The sequence below is a fragment of the Bradyrhizobium sp. CB2312 genome, from assembly GCF_029714425.1.
GTDB lineage: Bacteria > Pseudomonadota > Alphaproteobacteria > Rhizobiales > Xanthobacteraceae > Bradyrhizobium.
In genome coordinates this window covers 8,316,572-8,340,582 of record NZ_CP121668.1, presented here as the reverse complement: position 1 = coordinate 8,340,582, position 24,011 = coordinate 8,316,572, and the positions used below count along the sequence as shown (strand labels likewise).

At 59.8% G+C, this 24,011-nt stretch carries 22 protein-coding genes and 4 pseudogenes; 7 read left to right on the top strand and 19 right to left on the bottom strand.

The annotated features are described in order from the left end of the window. Positions 1–23: 23 nt before the first annotated feature. Positions 24–272 carry a hypothetical protein gene (locus QA642_RS40135; protein WP_283081783.1) on the bottom strand — a complete coding sequence of 83 codons (249 nt, stop codon included), beginning with the start codon at positions 270–272 and terminating at the stop codon, positions 24–26. 659 nt (positions 273–931) lie between these two features. Then, positions 932–1,231: a hypothetical protein gene (locus QA642_RS40130; RefSeq protein WP_271608582.1), complete on the bottom strand. Its 300-nt coding sequence runs from the start codon at positions 1,229–1,231 to the stop codon at positions 932–934. A 710-nt stretch (positions 1,232–1,941) separates the two neighbouring features. On the opposite strand from QA642_RS40130, the gene QA642_RS40125 reads away from it, so the two are divergent. Both QA642_RS40125 and QA642_RS40120 read left to right on the top strand, forming a co-directional pair. Beyond that, positions 1,942–2,379, top strand: a complete 438-nt coding sequence (locus QA642_RS40125; RefSeq protein WP_349253813.1) for an MATE family efflux transporter — start codon at positions 1,942–1,944, stop codon at positions 2,377–2,379. Beyond that, a complete protein-coding gene (locus tag QA642_RS40120; protein WP_283087158.1) occupies positions 2,310–2,543 on the top strand; it encodes a hypothetical protein in 234 nt (77 codons plus the stop codon). The genes QA642_RS40125 and QA642_RS40120 overlap by 70 nt, the downstream gene beginning before the upstream one ends. A 294-nt stretch (positions 2,544–2,837) precedes the next feature. On the opposite strand, the gene QA642_RS40115 is transcribed toward QA642_RS40120, so the two are convergent. Genes QA642_RS40115 through QA642_RS40100 form a run of 4 tightly spaced genes read right to left on the bottom strand, consistent with a single transcriptional unit; the run spans position 2,838 to position 9,598 of the window. Continuing rightward, positions 2,838–4,007, bottom strand: a complete 1,170-nt coding sequence (locus QA642_RS40115) for a Wadjet anti-phage system protein JetD domain-containing protein (protein ID WP_283081782.1) — start codon at positions 4,005–4,007, stop codon at positions 2,838–2,840. Between the two features lie 2 nt (positions 4,008–4,009). Next, positions 4,010–7,444 (bottom strand): SbcC/MukB-like Walker B domain-containing protein, encoded by a 3,435-nt coding sequence (locus QA642_RS40110; protein WP_283081781.1) that lies wholly within the window; start codon positions 7,442–7,444, stop codon positions 4,010–4,012. Then, complete coding sequence (locus QA642_RS40105) at positions 7,441–8,079, bottom strand: DUF4194 domain-containing protein (RefSeq protein WP_283081780.1); 639 nt, start codon at positions 8,077–8,079, stop codon at positions 7,441–7,443. Before QA642_RS40105 ends, QA642_RS40110 begins: the two co-directional genes overlap by 4 nt. Further along, positions 8,069–9,598, bottom strand: a complete 1,530-nt coding sequence (locus QA642_RS40100; protein ID WP_283081779.1) for a Wadjet anti-phage system protein JetA family protein — start codon at positions 9,596–9,598, stop codon at positions 8,069–8,071. Before QA642_RS40100 ends, QA642_RS40105 begins: the two co-directional genes overlap by 11 nt. Positions 9,599–9,980: 382 nt before the next feature. On the opposite strand from QA642_RS40100, the gene QA642_RS40095 reads away from it, so the two are divergent. Both QA642_RS40095 and QA642_RS40090 read left to right on the top strand, forming a co-directional pair. Further along, positions 9,981–10,232 carry a helix-turn-helix transcriptional regulator gene (locus tag QA642_RS40095; protein ID WP_129144881.1) on the top strand — a complete coding sequence of 84 codons (252 nt, stop codon included), beginning with the start codon at positions 9,981–9,983 and terminating at the stop codon, positions 10,230–10,232. Then, positions 10,232–11,548, top strand: coding sequence for a type II toxin-antitoxin system HipA family toxin (locus QA642_RS40090; protein WP_283081778.1), 1,317 nt, complete (start codon positions 10,232–10,234; stop codon positions 11,546–11,548). The genes QA642_RS40095 and QA642_RS40090 overlap by 1 nt, the downstream gene beginning before the upstream one ends. Before the next feature lie 495 nt (positions 11,549–12,043). Here QA642_RS40090 and QA642_RS40085 read toward each other — a convergent pair whose 3' ends face one another. The 6 genes and pseudogenes from QA642_RS40085 to QA642_RS40060 form a co-directional block, all read right to left on the bottom strand. Continuing rightward, positions 12,044–12,388, bottom strand: a complete 345-nt coding sequence (locus QA642_RS40085) for a hypothetical protein (RefSeq protein ID WP_283081777.1) — start codon at positions 12,386–12,388, stop codon at positions 12,044–12,046. Continuing rightward, positions 12,382–12,822, bottom strand: coding sequence for a hypothetical protein (locus QA642_RS40080; protein ID WP_283081776.1), 441 nt, complete (start codon positions 12,820–12,822; stop codon positions 12,382–12,384). Before QA642_RS40080 ends, QA642_RS40085 begins: the two co-directional genes overlap by 7 nt. Continuing rightward, on the bottom strand, positions 12,812–13,378 hold the full coding sequence (locus QA642_RS40075; protein ID WP_283081775.1) for an ATP-binding protein: 567 nt from the start codon (positions 13,376–13,378) through the stop codon (positions 12,812–12,814). Before QA642_RS40075 ends, QA642_RS40080 begins: the two co-directional genes overlap by 11 nt. Next, a complete protein-coding gene (locus QA642_RS40070; RefSeq protein ID WP_283081774.1) occupies positions 13,375–13,719 on the bottom strand; it encodes a hypothetical protein in 345 nt (114 codons plus the stop codon). The genes QA642_RS40075 and QA642_RS40070 overlap by 4 nt, the downstream gene beginning before the upstream one ends. An 84-nt stretch (positions 13,720–13,803) precedes the next feature. Continuing rightward, positions 13,804–14,193, bottom strand: a complete 390-nt coding sequence (locus QA642_RS40065) for a hypothetical protein (protein WP_283081773.1) — start codon at positions 14,191–14,193, stop codon at positions 13,804–13,806. 70 nt (positions 14,194–14,263) lie between these two features. Then, positions 14,264–15,193: pseudogene (locus QA642_RS40060) on the bottom strand (IS3 family transposase); the annotation flags it as partial. Between the two features lie 62 nt (positions 15,194–15,255). Between QA642_RS40060 and QA642_RS40055 the strand changes: the two are divergent. Beyond that, on the top strand, positions 15,256–16,308 hold the full coding sequence (locus tag QA642_RS40055; RefSeq protein ID WP_283079773.1) for an IS110 family transposase: 1,053 nt from the start codon (positions 15,256–15,258) through the stop codon (positions 16,306–16,308). A 242-nt stretch (positions 16,309–16,550) separates the two neighbouring features. Here the strand turns inward: QA642_RS40055 and QA642_RS40050 are convergent. The 4 genes and pseudogenes from QA642_RS40050 to QA642_RS40035 form a co-directional block, all read right to left on the bottom strand. After that, positions 16,551–16,808: pseudogene (locus QA642_RS40050) on the bottom strand (transposase); the annotation flags it as partial. A gap of 123 nt (positions 16,809–16,931) precedes the next feature. Next, positions 16,932–17,222 carry a HipA domain-containing protein gene (locus QA642_RS40045; RefSeq protein WP_283087074.1) on the bottom strand — a complete coding sequence of 97 codons (291 nt, stop codon included), beginning with the start codon at positions 17,220–17,222 and terminating at the stop codon, positions 16,932–16,934. 372 nt (positions 17,223–17,594) lie between these two features. Next, positions 17,595–18,818 carry a plasmid stabilization protein gene (locus tag QA642_RS46655; RefSeq protein WP_349253812.1) on the bottom strand — a complete coding sequence of 408 codons (1,224 nt, stop codon included), beginning with the start codon at positions 18,816–18,818 and terminating at the stop codon, positions 17,595–17,597. A 1-nt stretch (position 18,819) separates the two neighbouring features. Further along, positions 18,820–19,113, bottom strand: a complete 294-nt coding sequence (locus QA642_RS40035) for a type II toxin-antitoxin system HigB family toxin (protein ID WP_283081772.1) — start codon at positions 19,111–19,113, stop codon at positions 18,820–18,822. Between the two features lie 430 nt (positions 19,114–19,543). Between QA642_RS40035 and QA642_RS40030 the strand changes: the two are divergent. Then, positions 19,544–20,086 (top strand): annotated as a pseudogene (locus QA642_RS40030) (transposase); the annotation flags it as partial. 279 nt (positions 20,087–20,365) lie between these two features. Here QA642_RS40030 and QA642_RS40025 read toward each other — a convergent pair. From QA642_RS40025 to QA642_RS40015, 3 genes and pseudogenes are all read right to left on the bottom strand, one after another. After that, positions 20,366–20,572 (bottom strand): cold-shock protein, encoded by a 207-nt coding sequence (locus QA642_RS40025; protein ID WP_271608595.1) that lies wholly within the window; start codon positions 20,570–20,572, stop codon positions 20,366–20,368. Between the two features lie 1,004 nt (positions 20,573–21,576). Next, on the bottom strand, positions 21,577–21,774 hold the full coding sequence (locus QA642_RS40020; protein ID WP_283087073.1) for a prolyl oligopeptidase family serine peptidase: 198 nt from the start codon (positions 21,772–21,774) through the stop codon (positions 21,577–21,579). 499 nt (positions 21,775–22,273) lie between these two features. Next, a pseudogene (locus QA642_RS40015) lies at positions 22,274–22,468 on the bottom strand (helix-turn-helix transcriptional regulator); the annotation flags it as partial. Between the two features lie 617 nt (positions 22,469–23,085). On the opposite strand from QA642_RS40015, the gene aepX reads away from it, so the two are divergent. After that, positions 23,086–23,943 (top strand): phosphoenolpyruvate mutase, encoded by an 858-nt coding sequence (gene aepX, locus QA642_RS40010; RefSeq protein WP_271608644.1) that lies wholly within the window; start codon positions 23,086–23,088, stop codon positions 23,941–23,943. Positions 23,944–24,011: the final 68 nt, after the last annotated feature.

The window sequence follows — 24,011 nt, the reverse complement described above, 5'->3', positions numbered from 1 at the left end:
ACTCGTCGGCATGATTACTCGCCTCAACGGCGACAGCTACTGACACCGCTCATCATCTCGTGAATGTAATCAAAATCGGCGCGCGACACATTCGGCGGAGGTTTGCGGCCGGGGCGCCGGGCAAGACCAGCGGAATCGGCCGCGCGCGCCGCATCCAGTCGTTGCTCAAAGGCATCTTCTCGCGCTTGGTTCGGTTGGTGATCGTCTAGAACGGCGTGCTGGACCGATAGCGGAGGTGCGGCATTGGATATGGCGAAATCGTGCGAGTCCATGCCACCTTCCTCGTCAAGGATCACTGGGCCAGTCCCTATTCGGAGAAGCTTTCGAGAAGCTGACGAGGCCGCGGACAGCACCACATCGCATTCGCCTGGGAAACCTCTTCCTGGCGTTTCAAGAACTTGGGTGACTGCCGTTACCTGCCCTCTTTCGGTGCATTGGGATCGTTTGCGGACATAGTCAGCCAGTTCTCATCATCCTCCATGCGATGCCGGATGAGGCATGGCTTCCGCGGTCAGCACCGCCCGTCATCGCATGCCTTGCTCCACGGTCATAGCGGACCAGCGTGTCAGTGAACGCGCCCTCTCGCGCCCCTCTCGAGACACGTCTACCGGCAATTTGAACGCTTTGAAGACGGACAAAGCGACCCAACTGGCTCAAGGTGGCGAGCTTTGACATTCGACTCTGGACATCTCCGTGCACAGCCCCCGGAACAGGAGGCTCTAGCCAAAGACGCGGCGATACGTCACGTATGTGGTGCTACTCTGCGCGCATCCCCTGGCCAACGCATCGCGATCAGCCAAAAAGCCTACCCTATCGACAGGGCCGCACCCGGTTGTCCGGTTCGCCCGCCGGGCTCGCAACCCCATGCGTCTCGAGATCTTCACCAACTCCGCGACAAAACCTTTCGCCGCTATGGGCGCGGCGGCAGTTTTCAGCGGTCCCATGATCGACTCGAAAAGGCCACACCAGCATTCTGATCAACAGAATCATCGACGCTTCGGGATTTGTGCGGTCGGGCGTTACGTATTGAACTGTTGGCCGCAGGGTTGCGCTGGCGCTCATCGATCGATGATGAGACCGCTCGACGCTCAAGCCTCCGCTCCAGATCCGCCAATCCTGCCTTACATTCCTCGACAACCGATTGGGCGCGAAGCAGCTTGACCTTGAGCTCGTCCTGTTGCCTGACTATTTTATCGAGATCCCAATCGTCCTGCATCAGCTCATTGACCATCTGCAAAGCACTGATTGAAGGCCGCCCGCGCAGCTCTACGAACCCAGGCTCGGCATCTCGCAGATGCGCGCGCTTGGGTCACCGGCCAAAAGTGACGCAAACAATCGTGCTGGTATACGCCTTTACCCTGGTGTACGCCATCTTGTTGAGGACCGCCATTCGTCGCGAGTCCTTTACAAGACGATCGGATTCCGGCCCGGCAAACCGGAGCGCGATCCGAAGATGGCAGAGTTAGCCGCACGGTTTGGAAAGCGCATCAGGAGACCTCTGCCACCGATTAAGCAAGTTTCATCTGAATACCTCGACCGAATGCCGAATGAGCATCATAGTCAAAAGTGGTTCGTCACATATTCAAGCAACTGGCATGCCAATGCCGCTTGAGCGCTTTTATGAAGAAACGATGTCAGTTGCCCGCAGCATGTAGTTGGCGGCGGTGCTGTTGTCGGTTTTTTAAACAAACGACGTCTTGAATGAGACAGCCAAAGCCGCAACCGCTACGGTGATAGCAGCGCTCACTATTGCAGCGGGCAATATAGAGAAGATTTTGCGGACGTCGGCCAGAATGCTCTCACCATTTTTGAGCGGTGCGTTGTTCTATGAGAATTGCTATCGCTGGCCATGGCGCCGATGATGCGAACGCGACCTCAGCGATAAGATCGCGTCAGCGAGGAAAAGGATAGCTGAAGCGCGCAATCCGGGGCAGCGTGTTCATGAGGAAGACAGCAGAAAAAACGCCCGCATCGCGGCCTCGTCGGCTGGCGAAATGGGTAGCTGGCCGTCAACTCACCGACGAACTCTCCGCAACGGCAACACTCGCCACGCCGATCGCGCTCACGCAGCTCGGACAGATCACGATGATGGCGACGGATCTAGCCTGGATCGGCCATATCGGCACTGAGGCAGTGGCGGCAGCCGCGCTTGCCGGCATGATCTTGTCGGTCGGCGTGACCTTCGCAGCCGGTGATCTCGGCGGCAGGTCCGTTCGCGGCCCAAGCATGTGGTGCGGCGGACGGAGCTCTGGTACGGCGCCCAGTGCGCATGGGGCTATGGATTTGCAATCATTCTGTGGGCTCCGATCATGGTTTTACCGCTGCAGGGCGAGCAAATTGTGCTTGCGCTCGGCCACGAACCAGCCATCGCGCGGCTAGCTCAACAATGTCTGTTCGGGCTGGCCTGGGGCATCTTGCCGGCATTAAAGCGGCGTTGGCACCCGGCTAAGGTCGAGCTCGGCATCACCACCGAGGACGACATCAAGTGTCGATCGGCGATGCGATCATCGCCGCTTCGTTTATGGAGACGGCACCAACGTTAGTGGTCTTGTTTCGGTGATTGTCTACAAACCGTTGATCGGCTGGGGCTTTCGTAGGCGAATCAACGGATTAACACTCGGTTATAAGAGATTCCCATTCTTCACTGCTGGAGGCGAGCGGCGGTGCTTCGGGGCCTTGTCGCCGTGGTGCCAATGGGATTGTCGAAGTACGGCAAGGAGCCGCCCTAGTCATGGCGTTCGCGCTGCGGAACGCAGGTGTTGTTCACAAAGGCCGACGGAGGTCATCGACCGACGAAGCTCATCGGGATCGACACCGCGTTGATCCGCGCGCATTTTCTAATGAAGCTCTGGCAGGACTGGATCGAGTTCTTCCTGCTCGAGCGTCTTGGCTCCATCTTCCGCCAGGTACGCTGCCAGAGCCGCGATACCGGAGTCCGGTGGACATCGAGCGGGTGCCGATTTTTTGAACGGCACTTGTCCCAAGCGCTCGGCAACTTCGACGCTCATGAGGTGGGGACGGATCGGTCGATCGACGGCGCGCTCGATGGTGTTGAAGATCCAGGTGCCGTCCGGATCGATGTCCGACCAATGAAAGATCGGCGTCTGTTCGGACACTAATCCTGCGATCGTCCGCAGCGCCTGCTGGGTGGCAAGCGAGGGGTACCCGCCGACATACATGGTCGTTCCTAATCGGCCGGGGTCTGCCTCGGCGATGTGCCGGTTGAAGCTTGCGAAGTTTTCGATCGTCAGAACGTAGGCCGGCGGCTCTCGGAAGCGGACGCGATCTGCTTCCTTGGGAGCGATTCCGAGATAATGCGGAGATATCGTGGAAAGATCGGCTCCGTCCAGGTCGATCTTGCCCGCGATCAGCAGCGGCGGCGCGAAGCGCTCCAGTCCGATCGCTCGCAGTGCATCGCGGGGGCGGGCGCCAGGCGGAAAGTCCATTAAGCCGTTCAAAAGCCGGACCACGGCACCCTCGGTGCGCTCGAGTATCTTGCTGTGCCCCACCGTACGTCGCGAGAAAGTTTTGTAGTCGACGTCCAGATGCTTGTTATCCAGGATCGCGTGGGCGAGAACGAATGCGTGGCGTAGCGTGTCGACGTCGGACGAAGCGAATCCATGCCACGTCTTACCCCGCGCCCACACCTCTGCGATTTGAGAGCCGCTGTTCTTCAGGGACTGGTTCAGCGCCAATCCGGCTACCAGCCGCGCGGCGGCGTCCTCCGCGAGGCGCGACGCCGGCGTGCGGCCGAGATATCGGTATAAGATCTCCGCTGAGGCCAACCGCACATGCGCCACTTGGTCTCGTTTGGCGCCGCGGCCCCAGCCAATGGAGATCGAGCCGGCACTTTCGGCGTTCCTGATCTGCTTCAGGAAAGCGTCCGCCGCGACTACCGACGAGAAAGCGGCATAGTCGGGGTGGGCGATTGGGCTTGCGGCCCCGGCCTCGAAGCGATCGAGCAGGTCATTCAGCAGGCCGATCGCGTCCGTGAAACGTCGCGCCATAGCTACTCGGCGGCCAGACGGGTGGCGAGCTCATCTTCGGACATCAGGTCCGGATCGATGGCCATCAGCTCGCGCTTGGCCTTCTCTTTCAGTTCCACCACTGTGGCCCTGGACTGTTCGCCGATGCGGTCCACCTCCACGATGGTGTCCATGTGCTCGAGCACGGCGACCCGCTTCTCGAACGGCGCCGCGATCACGAACTGGAGCCCCAGGTTCTTGTAGAAGCTCATCATCTGCCGCTGGTTCTTGCCGTCCATCTTGGAGAAGGCCTCGTCGAACATCGCGAGGGCGAAGCCGGCGGGCTTGCCCGTGCGACGCTCGGCGCTGCCGTAGACGGCGGCCAGCGAAGCGCCGATGGCGACGTAGATGGGCACCTGCTGTTCGGCGCCGGACCCGGTGCCGCGCCGCTGCTCCCAGCGGGTTGAACGACCCGTAGCTACATCCTCCATGTGAATCTCGAAAGTGTAGAAGTTGCGGTAGTCCTCGAACTGGGTGAAATCCTTGTCGGGGTCCTCAAGCAGCGCCTCGAGTGCGACGATCGTATCCTTGTGCGGAAAGTCATCGGGCACGTCGCCCCGGAACAGCATATCGAGCGCCTCCGGGGACGTCTTGGCGATCTCGATGATCTTCAGGATCGGCTGGAATTCCACGACCTGGGTGCGGTGGAATGAATAGCGCTCGTTGTGGAAGGGATGTGCGTAGAGACTGCGGTTCAACGACTGCAGCTCCCGCTCCATCTTGCCGATCCGGGCCGTGAGCGCGTTGATGAACTCGCCGCGCAGTAGGGTGGAGGCCTTTTCCGCCGCTTCCCGCGCCTGCCGTTCGTACTGGCGGAGCTCGTTGGATTCGATATCCGCGATGAGCTGCTCCATCCAGGGCTTCACCTCCCGCAGCGGCTCGCTCTCCGCGCCGACTTGCGAGCTCATCCCGAACTGGTCGAAGTAATCGTAAAGGAACTCGCGGACCCGCCGCTCGATGCGGGCGCGCTCTGCGTCCGAGGCGTCCGCATCCTTCAGCGCCCTGTCCGCGATGGCGCGGTGCTTCTCCGCAAAGCCCTTCTGGGCTGCAGCATCGAGGCGCTGGCGGTAGACGATCCTGCCCTTCGCGGCGGAGTAGAGCGGGAAGGACCTGCGATAGATCGACCGGGCGACCCGCAGGTTGAGCTCGGAGCCGGGCACGTTCTCGCCCTCTCCGAGCCTCCTCTCCGCCGATCTGACCTCGCCGTCATGCTCGCCGAACGCCTTCTGCTGGATCTTTTGCTCATCGAGCCTCTTCTTCTTCAGATTCTGCTGGGCCCTTTTCTTGTCGCGAAGTCCACCGTCGCCCGCGCCGTCGAGTGCTTCGAGCCTCGCTTTGGCTTCGGCGATCTCGGTCTGCGCGGCCGCGAAGGCAGCGGCGCACGCCTTCAGATCGTCACGTCCCTCGCAGATGTTCTTCAGCGCGGCAAAGGCCTGCTCTGCCGCCTGGGTCTCCTTGCTCTTTTCCGCTTGAAGCCGATCCAGTTCCTCGGCCTGATCCTGCAGGGAGCGCAGGGCGTTCGCCTGGGCCGCCTTTCCAATCTTGTGCTGCGCGGCTTCGATCCAGCGATGGGTCCTGACGAGTCCGTCGTCGTAGAGGCCGTCCTTCATGATGGCCCGGCCGGGCCTGTTGAACTGGTCGAGCGTGTCCGCGAGGCGGACATTGCCGTAGCGGCGCATGATGAAGGCCATAGCGTCCGGATCCTGGCTCCGGAAGATCGAGGGGAAAGTGCCGCGCTCCGGCTTGGCCCTAAACTGCTCGAGCTTGTTTAGGCTCACGAGCGATGCATGGCGAAACTCGCGGCGACCTTCCTTGAAGATTGAGGTGGCGGCGCTGATATCCGCCCTGTCCACGAACACGGCCTCCCGGTCGCGGCCGAGGAGCGCCTCGGCGGCTCCTACCCACTCGGGTTCGGCGACTTCGATGATGTCGCAGAGCACGCGCGGGACCATTCCCCTCTGCCGCAGCCTGCGGCAGAGGAGTTCAGTGTCATCGCCGAGATAGGCGCGCGCGCCTCCGGCGGCGTGCTGTCGGATCCGTTCGAGCACCTCGTCGCGGTGGCCTCGGAGCCCGGAAAGCTCCGCGATGATCGTTTGACGCGCTTCGTCGATCTTCGGCAGCCATTTCGCGCCGCTTACCGCGAAGGACTTCTCGGCCGCGGAGAGCTCGTCGGAGACGCGCCCGATGTCGGCCCCGGCGGTGGCGGTCAGAAGACGCTCAAGCGCAGGAACGAAGTCCTCGAAACCGTCCGCGCACATCGCGCGTAGCGGCTCCAGGCGACGGATGTTCTCCATGCGGGCCTTGAACTCCGTCGAGGCGCGGTGCGCCGCCTGCCCGGCCACGTCTGCGGTCTGTTGCAGGGACTTTCTGCCGGTCTTGGCATCGTGCTCGGCGATCGCGGCCGTGAGGCGTTCGATCTCGTTATCGATGGCCTTGACGTCGTCGTCGATGAAATCGAGTTCTTTTGCTGCCGCGTCCCGGCGCGCCATCTCGGTACGCCGCTTGGTCTTGAAGTCCAGGTTTGTCGCGCGCGCCGCGAGCCAAGTCGCGCGTTTTGCGATCCACTCCTCCCTGAACTTGGTCTCGAGCGCTTCTTCAAGTGTGCCGAGGACGCCCCGAAGCGCCCTCAGGGCTTCGAGCCTGAGGCGCATCTTTCGGATGGTTTCGCTGATGTTGCGGTATGTCTGGATCGACTCGCGCAGCTCTTTGATGCCGATCGGACTGTCCTCGAGGATGTAGTTCCGCACGAACTGCGTGGCCGTCTGGTTGTGGTCGAGCGTCATCGCGTTGACGATTGATTTCTGCAGCGCGCTGGCGTTCTGCTCGCCATAGGGCGAATGCGGCAGAAGATGGCGCATGTACTCGCGGACGTAGTCGCTGGCCCGGTCGCGATGATTGACGAAGTTGCCTTCGCCGACCGCAGCGACGATCCGGGCGCGCACGTCATCCCACTGCGCCGGGAATTGCGACTTTCCTCGCTGCTCGATGAAATCCTTGGAGCTCAGAACGGTCCCGACGGCGACGAAAAGTGCCAGCACGGTCTCCCTGCTGTCGGACTTGCGCGCCTCAAACGCCATGCCGATCGTGACCGGCGGTCGATCGCCTTCCTTGTCTTCGAAGCCTAGCGCCACGTAGGTGCGCGCCTCGTCGCGACGGCGCTGGTCTTCGCCGAGGGTCCCAAGGCAGTAATCGACGACGCTGCGCTTCGAGCCGCTGCGCGATTTTCCGCTGTCGCCGGCGACCGCGTTCAGGCGCAAGAACCGCCGGCTCCCGCCGGTGAGAACGACCTGTGCCATGTCGAGGATTGTCGATTTGCCGGACCGGTTCTCGCCCAGGACCCCGACGTGTCCTGTCACGTCGATGTCGGCGACGTCGAACAGGTGCCAGTTTACCATGGTCAGGTGGCGTAGCTCCATCATGCCTCGTCTCCTGCGGGCTGCGGAAACCGTGCCTCCTCGCTGCGGACGTAGCGCTCAAGCCGTTGGAGGGCATCGCCGCCACTGATCAGCTTGATCATCGGGCGGATCCTGATCTCGCAGTCCTGCTGCTCGTCGTCAAAATCACCGATCTCGACCAAACTGCGTTGGGCGGCCTCGCGCAGGATGTCGCGGAAGCGGGTGGCCGAGATCGCGCCTCCGCCGCCGTGTTGCGCCATCTCGCGGTAGCGATCGAACAGGTCGTTCAAAGTGGCCACTACGACGGCCCGGTCCTCGACCGCTCCGACGTTTACCTCCTGCTGCCAGTAGGCTGCCAGCACCAGCATGACGATGGTTTCGTCGAGCTTCATTCGGGGCAGCGGCACGTCCTCGTCCATGGCGACGATGCCGGCCCACTGCGCCTCCGGATCGCGGTGGACGCTGTATCCGCAACTGTCGAAGAAGCCGTCGACCACCTCGCGAAAGCGGCCGTCCATGATCGTGTTGTAGATGGTCCCAGTCCGGGGATCTCCAGCGAACACGAACTGCCGCCGCAGCAGGAAGTGCAGCGCTTTGCGGAGGTCTGCCGCCTTCTCCGCGCCGTAGGAGCGCTCGATGTTTTCGAACTCACTGAGCACGGGCTGCCTCTGCTTTCCGGAGGGGGCCGGATCGCCTGACCACGAAGTTCGCACACCGAAGCCATTCGCTGTCGTGGGGCGGCGTGTCTGGGCGCGGCTCCAGATCGAACCCGGCCGCGACGTGCGCCGGAATCTCGCCCGTCAACGCATATCGGCGGGCGCAATCGAAGGCGAGAAAGTCGTCCACGGTATCGATTTCCATGAAGCGGGCTTCCCTGGTCGCAAATGGCGGCACCTGGCCCTCCAGGAATCGTCTGACATCCTCGGGGCGGGGCGCGATGCGAGCGATATATTCGAGGCGGAGCTTCTTCCGCAGTTCGTACAGCGGGTCCGACGGCGGCTCGGCGAGCTCCCTTGCCTCGACGGGGCGGCGCGGCTGCCTGGCCGGCGCCTGATGGTGCTCGGACCAGGGGGACCGCAGCGGCTCGATGCTCCATTCGATTGTCGCCTTGTAGTGTCTGCCGTCCCGCAGTAGGGCATCCAGGCGCCGCACCAGGTCGCCGGCCCGGCCGACGAGTCCCTGCCCGCCCCGCTCGGCGTACTTAATGGTGTTGCGAACCCGGGCTTCGAGCTGCCTGCGGAAGGCCTCGATCCTATCGAACATCTCGCCGATCTGATCGAAGATGCTTTCGATGGCCAGCAGGTCGTCGGCCGCGGCCATTCGGCCGTCCTCGACGTCGGCTGCCATGCTGGAGGCTGTGTACTCCTCGGCGAGGACCTGCATGGTTTGCGGGGTGTAGGAGATCCTCCGCGCGAGATCGACGATGGCGTCGCGGAAGCGGTACGGATGGTTGACGGTGAGGATGGACTCGAAATCTTTCAGCAGGAGCTGGTCGACGAACTCCTCGAAAAAGGCTTCCAGCCGGGTAGCGACTGTTTTCGACTCCATGACGATCCGTCGGACGCGCTTCAGGTCGGCCAGAATGGCACGCAGGCTCTTCGTGAACTGGTCGGCCTGATTGCGCGCCTCGCGGACGGCGAGCGCGGCTTCGCGCTGCTTGCGGTCGGTGATCTCGGGCCTCAGTTTTTCGACCGCCTCCAGGTTGAGGCGGATTTGCACTATCAAGCCGCCGAATCGCTGCGAGAGATCCTTGTTGAGGCTTGCGAGTCGCTGGATCACGAGCAGCGGTCCCATAGCCATGTCCACGGTAACGCGAAGCCCGTATTCCTCCTCTTCAAGCCATCCCCAGGCGAGCAGCCTTGCATACAGTTGTCGGGCAAGACCGAGTGCCTTGTCGCCCTTCTCGGAAGCGAGCGCGACGTCGGCCTTTCGGATCCGGCGGCGTCCCGCGGAGATCATTTCCGGCAGGCTGCCGAAATCATCGCCCTCATTCCAGAGGGCGGGGTTGGCGCGCATGACGTCATAGATGGCATGGACGACCTGCTGGGGGGTCGGAAACGACGGCGCGCCTGAAAAGAAGCGTTCATGGAGGTCGAGCAGACAGGCCGCGTACAGGTGCTTGTGATCGCGCGAGAAGGCCAAAAACGCGTCGTCATGCAAATGGCGGAACAAGGTCAATGACGCGGCTCCTGGGCCCGACTTCCTGAGATGGCGGCGCTAAACGCATGATGTGCCGGACAACCTTATTGAAAGTGGGTTTCGAAAATACAACCGGAAGATCAATTCGTTCTTAGTATGTTCTAATATAACTTTCCAGCTCAGTCTGTCGAGGCTCCAAAAGTCGGATCGGAGTTTATGTCCGGTCTTTACATGCGGAACAATCCGGCCTCAAGTCATGCCCTTGAATCTATTTGTGTAATTCTTCCCTTTCAAGGAGTTGCTGGCGCGCGAGATACGACCGCATCGTTGCCACTTCGCCAAATACGCGGACGCGCATAATCGATGGATATTCGCGAACGCGCATATTGACGTCATATACGCACTCGCGTATCGTGATTTGATGGATACGATCGCCCGCACCCCACAACAAGTTGGCGCTGGAATCAGACGCTTCCGGCGGCAGAAGAAGCTTACCCAGCGTGACCTGGGTGAGAAGATGCATGCGCGTCAAGCGACAGTCTCGAAGCTCGAGGCCGGCGAACCTGCAACGCAGCTGCGCATTCTGATGGATGCGCTGGCCGGGCTCGACCTCGAGCTCGTCATCCGGCCGCGCACCAAATTAACGGCTGAAGCGATTGAGGATCTCTTTTGATGGCGCGTCGTCCTGCCCGGGCGCCGCTCAATGTTTACCTCAACACGCGGCTGGTCGGCCGGCTGCGACGCGAGAGCAGCGGCGCAATCGATTTCCAGTACGATAGGCAGTGGCTCGCGTGGGAAAATGCCATCCCTGTTTCGGTGTCGCTGCCTCTGCGCGAGGATCGTTATATTGGCGATCCAGTCGTCGCTGTCTTTGACAATCTTCTGCCCGACAATGACGACATTCGCCAACGCGTCGCTGAACGTGCGCATGCTGACGGCCCCGACGCTTACAGCCTGCTCTCCGCCATCGGCCGCGACTGCATTGGTGCGCTGCAGTTCCTGCCCGATGGTGCCACGCCCGGAGCCGCCGGCGCTATTAATGGCCGTGCCGCCAGCGATCAGGAGATTGCAGCCATTCTCGGCAATCTTGCCAGCAATCCACTCGGCATCGGCCCCGACCAGGATTTCCGTATTTCTCTGGCCGGTGCGCAGGAAAAGACAGCGCTGCTTTACTGGAAAGACAAGTGGTACGTTCCTCATGGCACGACCGCAACTACGCACATCATCAAGCCGCAGATCGGGAAGTTGCCGAACGGAATCGACATGACCAGCAGCGTTGAAAACGAGCATCTGTGCCTCGAGCTGGTTGCCGCACTCGGCTTGCCGGTCGCCAAATCAAGCATGATCGATTTCGCCGGGCGCCGCGTGCTCGCAGTTGAGCGGTTCGATCGCACCTGGACGCGCGACGGCCGCCTGTTGCGGCTGCCGCAGGAAGACTGCTGCCAGGCACTATCGGTTCCGCCCGCGCGCAAGCATGAATCCGACGGCGGACCTGGCATCCGCAAAATCTCGGATTTCCTCAAGGGCAGCGATACGCCTGAGGACGACCGGGCCATTTTCTTCAAGGCGCAGATCGTGTTCTGGCTGCTTGCCGCCACCGATGGCCATGCGAAGAATTTTAGCATTCATTTGGCGCCGGGCGGACGTTTTCATCTTGCTCCGCTTTACGACATCATTTCGACCCAACCGAGCCTGGACGCTGGACAGATCAGCCAAAACCAAATGAAGCTGGCCATGGCGATCGGTAGCAACCGGCATTACGTCGTCCACACGGTTCTCGGCCGACATTTCGTGCAGACTGCGAAAAGCTGCGGTCTATCCGACAAAACAGTCACGGCTGTCATCCAGCAGCTCGGCGATACAGCCGCAAAAGCCATAGATCAGGTGCTGAATGCGCTTCCAAAAGGATTTCCGGAGAAGATGGCCATATCGATTGCTGATGGCGCGAAGCGCCGTGTGAATTCGCTGGCTGGTCTCAAGAGTAAATAATGATCCGCGGCCAGTCGGCGCGGCGCGTAGGTAGGCTTTTCTGACCGAGCCGGCGTTGCGGCCAAGATCTCGGGATCAGAAATTTGCTATGTGTCACCTTGATGAAAGAAGTTGCTCTCCGCATCCCATCTTCCAAGGCGGCCTTCATCGAAGGAGCCCGATCAGCCACCGCCGCACTCAATTTGTGCCCGGCGCCTTCACCGCATGAGGCGCCGCTCCAACGCCTCTAGAACGGCGTTGAAGGCAAGTCGGATCATCGTGATGCTGATGATGCCCTACATCTGAGGTATCAGGAACGTGTACTGACTGTTGATGATGAGACAGCCAAGATTTGCCTTCGCCCAACCATCTCGGACGGCATCAGCACCACGTAGCGGACGCACTGCCAAGACGAGTGCAGAAGGATGGTAGGAAGCAGGCAGGATCACCCTCCGGATCAGTTTCTGCAGCGTCGCGCCCAGCATCGCGATGCGCGAGAGGCTTGCCGGAAGGCAACTATTTGACAAGCGTCTGACGGCGCCAGCTCTCGACAGCCTTGTCGAGCGTCGCCGCAGCCGCTGGGTCGGCCCAACGATCCCAGAACTGGATCGTGCCGCTAAGCGGTTCGTTCATCGGTTTGGCAATGCGGATACGCGTGGGCAGTAGAATCGCATCGCCAACGACGAGTGCTTCGCCCGTGTCGAGGACCGGAAGCAGGTCGCCGAAGCCGCCGAGGCTGTCGGGCAGCAGCCGTCGCACGACAGCTTGGTCGTCACCGTTGGTTAGCCGCATCGCGATGAGATTGTTGCACTGGCTGGCGACCGTGCGGTTCACTTCGGCGGGGCGCTGGCTGATCACCACCAGCCCGACGCCATATTTCCGCCCCTCCTTGGCGATGCGCTCGAAGGTAGCGATCGCATTCTCCGCGGCGCCCGAAGTCGGATCCTGTGGAATATAAGATGCGCCTCGTCACAGAACAGGGCCACCGGATGGCGAGGCCCCTGCGTGCTCCACTGCTGTATGTGGAAGGCCATCCGCGCGACCATGCCGACGATCAGCGGCAAAATGTCGGATAGAACTTCAGAGAATTCGATGATCTTGACGCCACCGTGGCCGCCTTTGGCCGCCCTGCCACCGAGCAGCAGCTCAACTGCGCGATCGAGCCAATCATAGCTGTCCGCCACGCCGGACGCAGGGAATAGGAAACCGAGGCGTCGATCGGTGCGTTTGCCCTCGAGGCGTTGGATTAGACGGCTGAGCTTGCCGTGGAAATCGCCCTGCTTCTCAGTGCCCACCTTTGGCTCCCGGTACCATCTCGGCGTTGAGCCGGTTGAGCTCGCCTAGCACGGTTTCCATTCTGAAAGGCACCGGACTGTCGATCGTGAAGTTGGCGAGCACCTCGACATGACCGCCGGCTTTCAGGAAGCCCGTCTTGGCGTCGACGACGGTACGCGACATGACCATGGCCTGGTTTGGGGCGTTCTGATGGGAGCGGTCAACAAACATCGAGACAAGCGCCTCGTAGCTCATGAGCCAGTAGGGCAAATACAGCACACCATCGTTCAGCCCCTTCCCCGCTTCGATGTCGCTTGGGCCCGCGAGGCGAAGATGGACGAAACCGTCGCCAGCCATCGACGCATATTCTCCGTGCATGTCGAACACGATGGCATTGGCGCTGTCGAGCTCCGCGATTTGCTCGAGCAGGCGCGCGGTCGTCCACGACTTGCCCGAGCCGGTGCTGCCCACGATGATCACATGACGCTGGAACAACCGATTGCCATTGACGAACGCCTGAGCGTTGGTATCGAGTGAATAGGCGCCAAGCGACAGGCGCTGCGCGCCGCCGGTCACCTCCGAAATCCCCCCATGAAGCGCGTAAGGCGCTCGCGTTCGAGAGCGAAGCGGCAGGCATCGATCTCCGGGACGGTCTCAAGCGTCCGGCGGAAGACATTGGCGCGCGGTCCGTCCCGATCGAGCAGCGTGCCGATCAACATAATCCGAACCAGATTGACTTCGGGATGCGCGGCCTCGTCTAGCTCGACATCGGCGATCTTCGCTTCATTGAGCGCGGTACGGATGATCTTTTGGATCACACCAATTAACTTATGGCCGGCAAGGCTGCTCTGGAGCGCAACCAGCCGGTTCACCTGCAGCGCCCGCAGCGCCTCGACATCATCGACGTGGACGATCACCGTGGTCGTGTCGACCGATTGGACGCGACCCAGCGCTTCTCCGTCCGCAAAATTCAGAATGCTCACGCGGAAAATCCTGTCATCTCATTGAGGAAGCGGTTGAGCCGCCAGATCGGTTGATCTACGTCGAACCCGTTGGGCACGTCGTGCATGTAGGCGCGCCCCCATCGTCCCCTCCTCGATCGCGAGGTAGCGCCGGCAGCGTCCGCCGCCAAGGAAGGTCCGGGCGGACGTGGTCAGCTCTTTGGTAATCACGACAAGCGGGACGGAATCGCGGTCGCAACGCTCGATCAGCTTGGTCTGAAGGTGTTCGTCGTTAAAGCCATAACCAACGCAGAAATAGGCGCGGGCGTTCTCCAGCGCAGCGTCGCTGCAGCCCAAGATCGTTCGGAACGGCTCGCCATGTGTCAGCCGGTATTTATCGATGCCTGGCGTGATCATCAGCGGCGAGTATCCGGCCGGCACTTCGGGCATTCCGCGAACGCCGATGATCTGGCCAGCGGAATCCTGGAACCAGTCGGGAGAGTGACCTTGCCCCCAAGTTTTATCCAGTCCTCAGTTCGCCCTGACGGTTGGGTTTGCCCGGTTGGGCGGTGGTAGCGACGGGAGCTGGCGCGGAGCCCTCGGCATAGCGCAGCGCCAGATCCCGGCGCGGGTGGCGGGTAAAGGCGAACTCGGACGGCGTCTTCCATCCAAGCTGCGAGTGAGGTCGTGCGTTGTTGTAATCGGCCCGCCAGCATCCGAGCGCGACGCGGGCCTGGGCCAGCGACGTGAACAGCGTCTCGTTCAACAGTTCATCCCGCAGACGGCCGTTGAAGCTCTCGATGAAGGCATTCTGCATGGGCTTGCCCGGCGCGATGTAGTGCCATGCGACACGGCTCTCATCGGCCCATGTCAGGATGGCGTTGCTGGTCAACTCGCTGCCATTGTCGCTGACCACCATCTTCGGCTTGCCGCGCTCCATCATCAGCCGGTCCAGTTCCCGCGCCACCCGGGTACCGGAGAGCGAAGTATCGGCCACCAGCGCCAGGCACTCGCGGGTGCAATCATCAACCACGGTCAGGACGCGGAAGCGGCGGCCATCGGTGAGCTGATCCGACACGAAGTCGAGCGACCAGCGGTCGTTGGGCGCCATCGGCACGGTCATCGGCGCCCTGGTCCCGATCGCCCGTTTGCGACCGCAGCGGCGGCGCACCGCAAGCTTCTCTTCCCGGTAGAGCCGGAACAGCTTCTTGTGGTTGATCACATAACCCTCTCGCTTGAGCAGAACGTGCAGGCGCCGATAGCCGAAGCGACGGCGCTCCTGGGCGATCGCCCTCATGCGCTGGCGAAGGCCGGCATCGTCCGCTCGGGCCGTCTGGTATCTCACTGTCATACGGCAGCAGCCGATGGCTTTACACGCCCGCCGTTCGCTCATCCCGAATGCCGTTCGCAGATGGGCGACTGCTTTCCGCTCGGCGGCGGGCGTCACCACTAATGGGATGACCCGCCCCGTCCTCTCAGTCAGACTGAGTTGGCTTTTGAAAGGAGGAAGCAATGAGGACACGGAACAAGCCCAGGCCGGCAACGGTGTTTGGGATCGACATTGGCAAGAACCTTTTCCACGTCGTTGGACTCGACGCCGCCGGAATGCCGATCCAGAAGGCGACCTTTCGGCGCGATACGCTCTTGCAGTTCTTCGAACGTGCAGGACCGGCTTTGGTGGGGATGGAGGCCTGCTCCGGCTCGCAATGGTTGGCCCGCAAGATCGCCGCCATGGGGCACACCGTTCGCATTATCCCAGCTCAATTCGTGAAGCCATATGTGAAGTCCAACAAAAATGACATCATCGATGCCGCGGCGATCGCCGAAGCCGTGACGAGACCAACAATGCGCTTCGTCGAGCTAAGGTCGCCTGAGCACATTGACCTGCAAGCGCTGCATCGTGTTCGCGATCGGATGATGTCGCAACGGACGTGCCTCATAAATCAGATGCGCGCTTTTTGCCTGGAATATGGGATCGCTATTCACCAGGGCGCCGGCAAGTTCAAGGCAGATCTGCCGAGAGTTTTGGCAGATGAATCGAATGATCTAACGTCGGCCATGCGTCGCATTCTGGCATCTACATTCGACGAGCTGCGGCAGCTGGAGCTGCGGATCGCTGAAGTCAACCGCGAGATTGAGGCGGTTGCCTCTCAAAGCGATACCGCACGTCGATTAATGACTATCCCGGGCATTGGTCCACTCGCGGCGACGGCGCTTTTGGCAGCAGCTGGATCTGCCCGACAGTTCAAAAAGGCCCGCGATATGGCAGCTTGGCTGGGTCTTGTTCCCAGAGAATACTCCACGGGAGGCAAAACGAAGCTGCTGGGGATAAGCAAGCGCGGCAACCGATATCTGCGCCGGATGATCATCCACGGCGCCCGCTCCTGCGTGACACATCTTGATCGCTCGCGATATCACCTTGGCGCCTGGCTTGATGGACTTCAGGCACGCATGCACACCAACAAGGTCACCGTCGCCTTGGCGGCAAAGATTGCGCGGATCGCATGGGTGGTGATGACCAAGCCCGGCGCAAGCTACGAACGGCGGGATCCGGCCTTTAGCTGATCCCGTTTGTTCCAGACTGCGAGGCTCGTGAAAGTGATGACGAGACAGTCGATCGGCGCGCCGTAAGCCCTGTGCAAAAAAGCGGGTTTTGAGCCCGGACCATTTATCTGGGAACGGCACGCGCGGATCTCATCATGGCCTGGCCGCAACAGCGGCCCACTTGCAAGAGGCCGGATACATTTGTGCAGACTGCATCGTCCTGATCGAAACGACCCTTGCACGGGCGGGGCGGGTCATACATTCTTTCCCAGGAGGTCCTTCAACGCCGCATTGTCCAGCATCGCATCAGCCAGCAACCGCTTCAGCCGCGTATTCTCGTCCTCCAGCGTCTTCAGCCGCTTGGCCTCCGACACCTCCAGCCCACCGAACTTGGCCTTCCATTTGTAGATGCTGGCGTCGCTGACGCCGTGCTTGCGGCACAGATCGGCGACCGACACGCCGGCCTCATGCTCCTTCAAAATCCCGATGATCTGCTCTTCCGAAAAGCGGCTGCGCTTCATGCTCTGGTCCTTGTCGTGGGCCAGAACGAACTTCAAACTGGATTAAGCCCGGGGGGCAAGGTCAAGAGCCATACACTTTCCAGACCGCAACGGTACGGGTCACCTGCCGATTAACGAAAACGCTCAGAAATCCTCCTGATGCAGCCGCCGCCACCTCTTGTCGTCATGACGTCGGTCATAGCGCTCAACCAGCAGGTAGCTACGTTCGCCTGCCGTCCCGGTCGTCACCTTCGGCGTCGGGATTCCGATCATGCGCGCGAGCGTTAGGCAGAATGCCTCGTTCTGGACGGGGCCAGGCAAGCGCTCGCCATCGGGCTTGATGATGTGGGTCGATGGCGCGCCGTCGATCGGTATGTGCAGGGTGTCGCCATCCAGAGCGACGGCGAGCTTCGTCTGCACACCGGCAAGCGACATCGACACGCCATCTTCGCCGAAGAGGAAGGGCTTGTGGGGTAGCTCAGCCCAGCGAAAAGTTACCGAGCGGGAACATTTACCTTCAAAGCGTGGCTGCGTGGCCGAGAGACTTACCGATTGGGAATTCCGCTCCCAATACCAACTCGGTTGAGTGAAGAGGAGATCGACGACGACCGGCAGGGAAGAGCTCGAAGGTTATGTTAATAGCGGGGTTGTAGTTAAAGCCGCCTCGCCGCTTCTTCATGTAGTCCGCGATTAGCCATTGGCCACCATCTCGGGAGTAACCCTTGTGGAAATCAATGCCAAGCGATCTCGCCACATCGAGAACATTCACCATATAGGCACCCGCCATAACCTTTTCGCTTTGGTGTTCTAGTGAGACATTTCGTAACCCTTGAAGTGCTTTCGCACCTCACCTGTCCCAACAAAGTGGGATAGCAACCGATAATTCCGAAACTGATGTCTTACTTTCCCGGCGACAATGGCGGGATGAATCTGAAGTGCGCTCGCAAGATTCAACACGCCGGTCGGAGTGGGACGAAACCGCACGTCGCTATTCTCCCAAATGGATCGAGGAATGCACGCTTCTTCGGCCCACTGATCAGCTTCAACCTCTCTAGAATCGCGGCTCGCTCCAGCGCTATCACGTAGTGTGAGGTCATCGACAAAACCAACGTCTGCTGCATTGTCAAAGTGTCTACCGATGTGGGCCAACTCGTGAAGTAAGCAGAACCAGAAATTATCGATCCGATCATAACGCAGCGTTAGCCCAATAACGGGCGTACCATCTGCCAACTTTAGAGCCGCTCCATCCAAATGCGTTTTTGGAAGGTGCTCCAAGATGATCAGATGAATACCGCTCTTTTCAAGAAATTCCTTTGCTAATAGCGGTCCATTCTCAGACCAACTCAATTTCGCAACTTGCCTAAGGAAATCCTGAGTAACTGTTCCCAGCCGATATTCCTTGGCTAGCTTTCTCTCCGAGGCCAACGCCAGCAGTTGTAAGCACCATGCATTTAGGGCAAATGGATCGGCCTTCGCGTTTGCGCGGGCATGGTCATTCTTTCTGTACATGGCTTCGACGACTAGACTTGTTCGCCCGGCTCGTTGCATGAGCCCCCGCATTATTTCCTCGGCATACTGCGCCACTCTAGGGCGCTTCGGGAGCCATTTGAGCTTCATCATTTCGGCAACGGGAAACTTGGCCCAATCGATCTCAGACTCTTCATTGCTTCCGACAGAATTTCCCTTGAGCAGCACATCGCTTGGAATACCTAGATGCTCGTGAAGGGCGCGCGCCATCGTCATCGTGATTTGGCGCTTCCCGGAAAGCACTTCAGAGACTTTCGCTCTACTACCGATAAACGGCACCAAGTCACGCGCCGAAAGGCCCGCCTGCTCCATGCGAAATTCAATAGCAGCAACAGGGCTCGGAAAGCCCATCGGAACATTCTTGGATTCATACAGCTCGACAAGGTCAACGAGCACATCCAGTTCAGTGCCTTCGGGCGTACCCGCGCGCGCATCCATCAGCTCGGAAATGCGATCAAGAGCCGCCTCATAATCAGCTTTGGTTCTAATCGGCTTCACATTCATCTCACACCTCCTCCGCATCAATCTTGTCATACTCCACATGCGTCCCCACGAAGCGGATGTAGACGACCCGATGAGGATAATTGATGCTCACGATCAACCGAAATTCGTTCCCTTTGATATTAAAGACGACCCTGCTGTTTTTCAGAATGCTGCTATTCCGGTATTTAGCCTTCACAGACGAGGGTTGATCCCAATCGGCTGCTTCCGCCTCGCGGTACCAAGCGAGCAAGGACTCCTCCGCCTCGGGGTACCGACACCAGAAGTCGCGCAACGTTCCCTTTGCGATGACACGCATGACAATATAAGCCGCTCCCAAAACGCTCGCAAGCAAATTGTTCCCAAGGATTACGCAGGTGATATTGCTCTGTCAATGCATGATTTATTCTATTAATTCAATGCCTTAGTAGCTTTAAGGGCTATAACGAGGGGGAATCGGCACGAACTGCGCGCTGCACTCAACCGACGAGCGCCCTCCGCTCTGCTAGACGAACCCGAAAGCCAGCACGGCAGCGGCGATGACGGGATCAAGCTCATTTTCGTGCCTGATCGAACGCGATCAAGCCGCGCACGAGCAAGGCGATATCTTCTTGATATGCGCTGACATGCTCCGAACTGGCCCCACCCGTCACTGGACCGGCGCGCGCGTCAGGCTGAAGCCTGGCTGACCGGGGCCGCTCTCTTTGATCGGCGAAGGCCTTCTCCAGCGCAGACAGGAAGTACCGCCCAAGACAGACGTGCGGGCGGTGTGGACTTTTGTTCAGGCGAAGGGCTCAGCCTAAAAAAACACTTCTACCAGCCGAGCAGGATCGTCCTGACGTCGCCCGTAAGCGGACCCGCTGGAAAGCACATCAAGGCAGGATCGACGATCTACAAGACGTGGATCAAAACCAATATGGCACCGCTGCGCGGCTGGGGGGCTTGTGGGGAGCGCCTCTAAGTCTCTGCACCTTTCGGCCATTGGAGGACAATGCCTTCATGGGGGCGCTGGGTCACGATCGGATCAGCGCGCCTTGGGTGATTGATGGTCCCATCAATGGTGAGCTCTTCTTTACGTCGAGAAGGTGTTGGCACCAACCCTCGCACTGGGCGAGATCGTCATCCTCGACAATCCTGGCAGCCACAAGGGCAAAGCGGCTCGCGAAGCCATCCGCGCCAGAGAGGCCCACAGCATCTTCTTGCCACCATATAGCCCTGACCTCAATCCGATCGAGCAGGTCTTCGCCAGACTCAAACATCTCATGCGAGCTGCCGAGCTCCGTGACGTGGAGGCAGCACCAACTACTTAATGTTTCCATATGAAAACATCATGCTCTAGCTGGCCGAAATATGTTGCCACAGCGGCACGGCGACCTGGCTGGTACAGCTGTGACTCTGGCTGCAGCGAATGGTCAATGGTCCCAGAAGATCGAAGCTCTCAAGCGGTTTACGAGACAGCCCCATGCGTAGAAGAGACGCTCGAAAGGCCGAATGCCCGGCGCGCCGTGACAGGCATCACCGGACAGGTGCGAGAACACGCTTTGTAGAGCAGTGTCCGGAGGCGGGTCAGATCAGCCAACGCGTAGATCCTCAGCTGATGTCTTACCCGAACGCCCGGTCTTGAGCTCATAACTTACCCGGGCCCCCTCTTCGAGGGTGGTGTAACCGGCCTTTTCGACGGCGCTGATGTGCACGAAGACATCGGGACTTCCGTCCTCAGGCCTGATGAACCCATAACCTTTGGTCGGGTTGAACCACTTCACAATACCCATTGCCACGGCGACATCTCCATAGTGAACCATCGTGATCTAACGAAGAGTCTCCCCGCCATCAAGACCGACGGCAAGAGATGCCTAGAATCGCTGCGCTGGTCACGTGCTCGTTTTCTGTATCGCCTGGTCTAGCTACGGCCGCATCGTGCAAGGGACAAACAACCTGACGTCGACGACAGTTTCTCCCGCAAGGCTTCAGCCCAGATGACGTTTTGATATTCGCTTCACTCGTCGCGCACCACCGGCTTACAGAAGAGTTGCGAAGCTTCGAACATGCCGGGCTCATCCAGAGCCGGCGGATGGTTTTCATCGACGTTGAACAACAGGGCGGCCATGAACTCCTTCGCAGCCTGGAGGAGGATTATCAATCCGAGCATGCCTGCATGAAAATACCTGACATGCTTTCTCAAGCATGAAGACGCTCGCAGGGCTACGCTTTGGCTGTTCGTCTTCCGATGTCAACCGCACGTCACGCCCTGTCGAAACGAACGGGTCTGCCGAGACAATCCTCAAGGAAGCGCATTTGGCAAGTTATCCGCTCGTCATGTTGTATTTGGGAAGCCCAAACCCGCTCGGAAACGGCGGAGCTTGGTTTAAACCGGTAAGTTCCGCGTCTGACGAACTTCGCCGCGCCGCCGGAGGCTGATCAGCCTCTCTTTGGTTCGATGAATTCAGCGAAGCGACGTGAAGCCGTTGAGAAAACCAATGGTCTCGATTTGATCTGCTTCGGTCAGCCCGTTGCCGGAACTTTACTCCGAACAAAGCCGCCTCCATGCATAGGTGTATTCAAGCGCCAGTTGACGCGCGTATTCAGTGAGACTGGCCGCGGCGCTGTGTCCCCCGTCGATGTTCTCGTAATAAAGGGTAAGGCTGGCGCCGCGCGGCGAGCTTCGCGGCAGCCTTGCGGCCGTGCGCTGGATGCACGCGATCGTCCCTGGTGGAGGCAAGAATTTAGGGCGCGAAATAGGTCTTGCCCGCCACAGCTTCTGGTAGGGCGAGTACCGTTCGATCTACGCACGCTGCTCGGCAATGTCGGGGTCACCGTACTCTCCGATCCAATAGGCGCCCGCGCCTAGTTTGGTGTATCGAAGCATGTTAAACAGCGGCACCTCGATGATCGCCGCGTTGAAGAGTTCGGGACGTTGGGTGATTGCCGCGCCAACGAGGAGGCCACCCTGGCTGCCGCCAAATTCGCCGCCCCCACGCAGGTTCGCAACGACATAGGCATCGCCCTGTTCAGCCAGAGCCGCCGTACCGGAAGATCGCAGAGCCTGTCCTGTGTATGCTTCAGTGGGGCCGCTAGTGCCTCAAAGGCCAACTGCACGTCTGCATAGGCGTCCTCCTTTCAAACCGGCATCAGCAGGATCGATCGCATTATGAGCGCTCAGCGCCGCGGCATGATTTTGACACAGGGGCGTTTGAACATTGTTGGCTCAGCCGAGGCTGAGATGGTGGAGCTGATCAGCCGGAGCGGTGATGCGGCTTTTGTCCAGCTCCGATTAGGGCCCTTAAGCATCGACCCCATCGTCTGCCCCCAAATCGACAGCGACGCCCTTTGACGATCGGCGGCGAAAATAGAAGCACGTCCTGCTGAGAGTAACTGCGTCTTTAGCTCCACAGCTGCGGCGCGTAATCCGCCTCGCATTCCGCCGGAGCAACCCACGCGTTGCTAGATCTACATGAGCGACAACTGCCGCGGCCGGCACTTTAAATAAGACCCAAGCGCCGCGCCTTAACGACGCACTGCGTCCGGCTGGTCGTTTCCAACTTTCGCATCGCGTTCTTGACATGGAAGTTGACAGTGTTCTCGCTCACGTTCAGGATGACTCCGATTGCCCATGATGACTTCCCCTGCTCGATCCATCGCAAACACTGTTTTTCCCGTTCCGACAGCACAACCTCTTGCACATCCGCCATGATTTCCTCCTGGACTTTACAGAACAGGAGAGGCATCAGCAAATGCGATGCCACTCAGTGGCGCCAGCAAACACGGCGAGGCGGGATGACTTCTTCGGCAATTGCCGCGACATTCGCGCGAGATCGCCATCGCAGTGCAGCCCTGTCAATAGGCTTGCGACATGTGTCGTAAACACGACATCAGCATTACGACAATCGTGGCTGTCGGAATTCTGTCCAACTCTATGTAAGCCGGATATCACCCTCTCGCTAAGCACTCCTCCCCGCCAAGGAGTGGGGAATTCTCCCTTGGGCCGTAGGACCAGGCTCGCGAACCGAGGTCATTCCTTTGCAACCAAGGCCCTTCTTTCCAGCCTTTAGGGACCCTAATCAGTCCCATAGCGAAAGCTTTGCGTTCGGCGCCACTCCTACGCAATTATAAAAATCCGCGTGTCTCAAAAAACTACCAATGCTGGTCATTGATCGGCGCTCCCCCAAAAAGATATGAACGGTGACGTTGGCGGCAATCGAGGATCGGCTTGCGGGGGTTTGGCATGCAGCATCAACCACAAGCCGTTCGGCTTACGGCGGGTCGTCAATGCGCTCGGCAGTCGTCTGTCGAAATGCTTCGCGCCCAGGTCTGCTCGAATGATGAGCTCGCCTTTCTGATGGAAGCACATGATGGCCTGTCTGCCACGATCGCCCAGCGCTCAGGATTCAAGGGGCTCTGGGCCTCTGGTTTGTCGATTGCCAGTTCGCTCGGCTATCGCGATGCCAATGAAGCTTCATGGACCCAGCTCGTCCAGAGCGTCGAACGCATAGTGGACTCTACAGAGCTCCCTGTGCTCGTTGACGGAGATGGCGGCTTTGGTAATTTCAACAATGCTCGCCTCCTCGCACGAAAGCTTCATCAGGCTGGCGCGGCGGGCGTCTCGCTTGAGGACAGCTGCTTCCCGAAGCTGAACTCGCTCATTGGTGAACGGCATCCGCTCGCCGATATCGATGAATTCTCAGGTCGTCTGCGGGCTGTGAAGGATACGGTTGCTGAACACCTTGTTGTCGTGGCCAGGATCGAAGCGCTGATCGCCGGGCGCGGATTGAACGAAGCTATCTTGCGTGCTCACGCTTATGCCGACGCGGGAGCCGATGCAATCTTGATTCACTCGCGAAAGAGTACCGCGGACGAGATACTTTCGTTCGTCACAGAGTGGCGGTACCGGCTCCCTGTCGTGATTGTTCCGACAACGTACTTTCAAACGCCAGTCTCTGCCTACCGCGATGCGCGCATCTCCACGGTCGTCTGGGCCAATCACTCCATGCGAGCTGCCGCAGCTGCAATGCGGCGGGTCTGTGATAGTATCGCAGCTCACGAGAGCGTTGCGAGCATTGAATCTCATATTGCTCCAGTCAGTGAGATCTTTGAGCTTCTGAGGTATGACGAACTCGGATTGGCTGAAAAGCGATATCTGCAGCCCCGCTGATCTATGATGACGGGTTTTGTCACCTAACGTTGTCCTCTCGAAGCCCGCGCGATGCGAACACCCCTCGC

Excerpts from the sequence above, each read along its gene's own strand:
- QA642_RS40135 (WP_283081783.1), bottom strand. The coding sequence starts at position 272 with ATGGACTCGCACGATTTCGCCATATCCAATGCCGCACCTCCGCTATCG.
- QA642_RS40130 (WP_271608582.1), bottom strand. The coding sequence starts at position 1,231 with ATGGTCAATGAGCTGATGCAGGACGATTGGGATCTCGATAAAATAGTC.
- QA642_RS40125 (WP_349253813.1), top strand. The coding sequence starts at position 1,942 with ATGAGGAAGACAGCAGAAAAAACGCCCGCATCGCGGCCTCGTCGGCTG.
- QA642_RS40120 (WP_283087158.1), top strand. The coding sequence starts at position 2,310 with ATGGTTTTACCGCTGCAGGGCGAGCAAATTGTGCTTGCGCTCGGCCAC.
- QA642_RS40115 (WP_283081782.1), bottom strand. The coding sequence starts at position 4,007 with ATGGCGCGACGTTTCACGGACGCGATCGGCCTGCTGAATGACCTGCTC.
- QA642_RS40110 (WP_283081781.1), bottom strand. The coding sequence starts at position 7,444 with ATGATGGAGCTACGCCACCTGACCATGGTAAACTGGCACCTGTTCGAC.
- QA642_RS40095 (WP_129144881.1), top strand. The coding sequence starts at position 9,981 with ATGGATACGATCGCCCGCACCCCACAACAAGTTGGCGCTGGAATCAGA.
- QA642_RS40090 (WP_283081778.1), top strand. The coding sequence starts at position 10,232 with ATGGCGCGTCGTCCTGCCCGGGCGCCGCTCAATGTTTACCTCAACACG.
- QA642_RS40065 (WP_283081773.1), bottom strand. The coding sequence starts at position 14,193 with ATGCCCGAAGTGCCGGCCGGATACTCGCCGCTGATGATCACGCCAGGC.
- QA642_RS40055 (WP_283079773.1), top strand. The coding sequence starts at position 15,256 with ATGAGGACACGGAACAAGCCCAGGCCGGCAACGGTGTTTGGGATCGAC.
- QA642_RS40045 (WP_283087074.1), bottom strand. The coding sequence starts at position 17,222 with ATGTCGCTTGCCGGTGTGCAGACGAAGCTCGCCGTCGCTCTGGATGGC.
- QA642_RS46655 (WP_349253812.1), bottom strand. The coding sequence starts at position 18,818 with ATGAATGTGAAGCCGATTAGAACCAAAGCTGATTATGAGGCGGCTCTT.
- QA642_RS40035 (WP_283081772.1), bottom strand. The coding sequence starts at position 19,113 with ATGCGTGTCATCGCAAAGGGAACGTTGCGCGACTTCTGGTGTCGGTAC.
- aepX (WP_271608644.1), top strand. The coding sequence starts at position 23,086 with ATGCTTCGCGCCCAGGTCTGCTCGAATGATGAGCTCGCCTTTCTGATG.